The organism is Desulfonispora thiosulfatigenes DSM 11270 (genome assembly GCF_900176035.1).
Classification (GTDB): Bacteria; Bacillota; Peptococcia; order Peptococcales; family Desulfonisporaceae; genus Desulfonispora; species Desulfonispora thiosulfatigenes.
Window position 1 is genome coordinate 1 of sequence record NZ_FWWT01000002.1, and the last position, 1,538, is coordinate 1,538.

The 1,538-nt window shown below is 37.8% G+C and carries 1 protein-coding gene; it reads left to right on the forward strand.

Annotated features, from left to right (window positions below):
- The first annotated feature begins 55 nt into the window (after positions 1 to 55).
- Positions 56 to 1,479, forward strand: a protein-coding gene (locus B8965_RS00010; RefSeq protein ID WP_242941888.1) for an IS3 family transposase whose coding sequence is annotated in 2 segments (ribosomal slippage) — positions 56 to 545 and positions 545 to 1,479 — 1,425 coding nt in all. Because the reading frame shifts where the segments join, the coding sequence is not laid out codon by codon here.
- Positions 1,480 to 1,538 lie beyond the last annotated feature (59 nt).

Here is a 1,538-nt window from a genome sequence, read left to right on the forward strand (position 1 = left end):
GTACCGACCCCCAAAAGTTAGACCAAAAATCTAACAATTGGAGGTCGGTATTTTTATGGCTGCATACAGTTATGAGTTTAAAAAGAAAGTTGTAGATGCATATTTACGTGGCGAAGGAGGTTATACTTTTTTAGCAGAAAAATATGGAGTAAAAAACAGAAGACAAGTTCTCAATTGGGTACATTACTACGAAGAACTTGGTGATGATGGATTAAAACGTTCAAGAAAGAACGAAGCTTATTCTTTTGAATTTAAGCTTGGTGTGGTAGAGTCTTATTTAACAAGTGAGGTATCTTATCAGGAACTGGCTCTTTCGATAGGGATTAATAATAATGCTCTTATCGCTAGGTGGGTAAATGATTATAGAGCGGCTGGTCCTGATGCCTTAAGAGATAAGAAACGTGGGAGAAGGGCTAAAATGAATTCATCAGGTAAGGCTGTTAATATACAACGCCAAGATGATTCAGCTCCTGTTGATACAAGCACTGAGCATGTTAAACAGCTTGAAGCTGAACTCTTAAAACTAAAAATCGAGAATGCTTATTTAAAAGAACTGAGGAGGCTGCGTTTAGAGGAGGAAGCTCTTCTGAAAAAACAGCGAGAATCGTCCACAGCCTCCGAGGAGAATTCAAATTAAAAGACGTTCTCGCTGTAGTTGGCTTCCCTAAAGCTACCTACATGTATTGGCAAAAAAGATTTGATAGAGAAAATCCTGACAAAGAACTCGAAGAGAAAATCTTAAGAATACATGAAGATAATAAAGATTATGGATATCGACGCATGCGAGCCGAATTAAATAATCAGGGAATTCATGTTAACAAGAAAAAAGTCCAGCGAATAATGCAAAAACTCAATCTTCAGGTGACCTCATTTACGCGCAAAAGTCGTAAATACAGCTCGTACAAAGGCAAGGTTGGTATTGTGGCACCTAATAGAATCCGTAGGCGATTCAATACACATATACCGCATCAAAAGGTTACAACTGATACAACCGAATTTAAATACTATGAAGTAGATTCAAAAGGCCATATGACAATGCACAAGCTTTATTTAGATCCTTTTATGGATATGTGTAATGGTGAAATTATTAGTTATGGTATTGCTAAGCGTCCTACGGCCAAGAGCGTAATGGATGCACTAGATAAGGCCATTAAAATAACCTCAGATTGTCCTTATCGCCGAACATTCCATTCAGATCAAGGATGGGCTTACCAGATGAGAGCATACTCTAACCGGCTTAAGGAAGAACGTATTTTTCAAAGTATGTCTAGAAAAGGTAACTGCTATGATAATTCCGTTATGGAGAACTTCTTTGGACTGCTTAAACAAGAGATTTACTATGGTGTCGTCTATTACAGCTATGAGGAATTGAAGTCGGAAATTGAACGATACATAAATTACTATAACGAAAAGAGAATTAAAGAGAAACTTGGATGGCTAAGTCCAGTGCAATACAGACTTAGTCTTCAGGCTGCATAAAAATAGCGAGGCAGCCGAAACTGTCTCGCTAATAAAGTCTAACTTTTAGGGGTCACCTC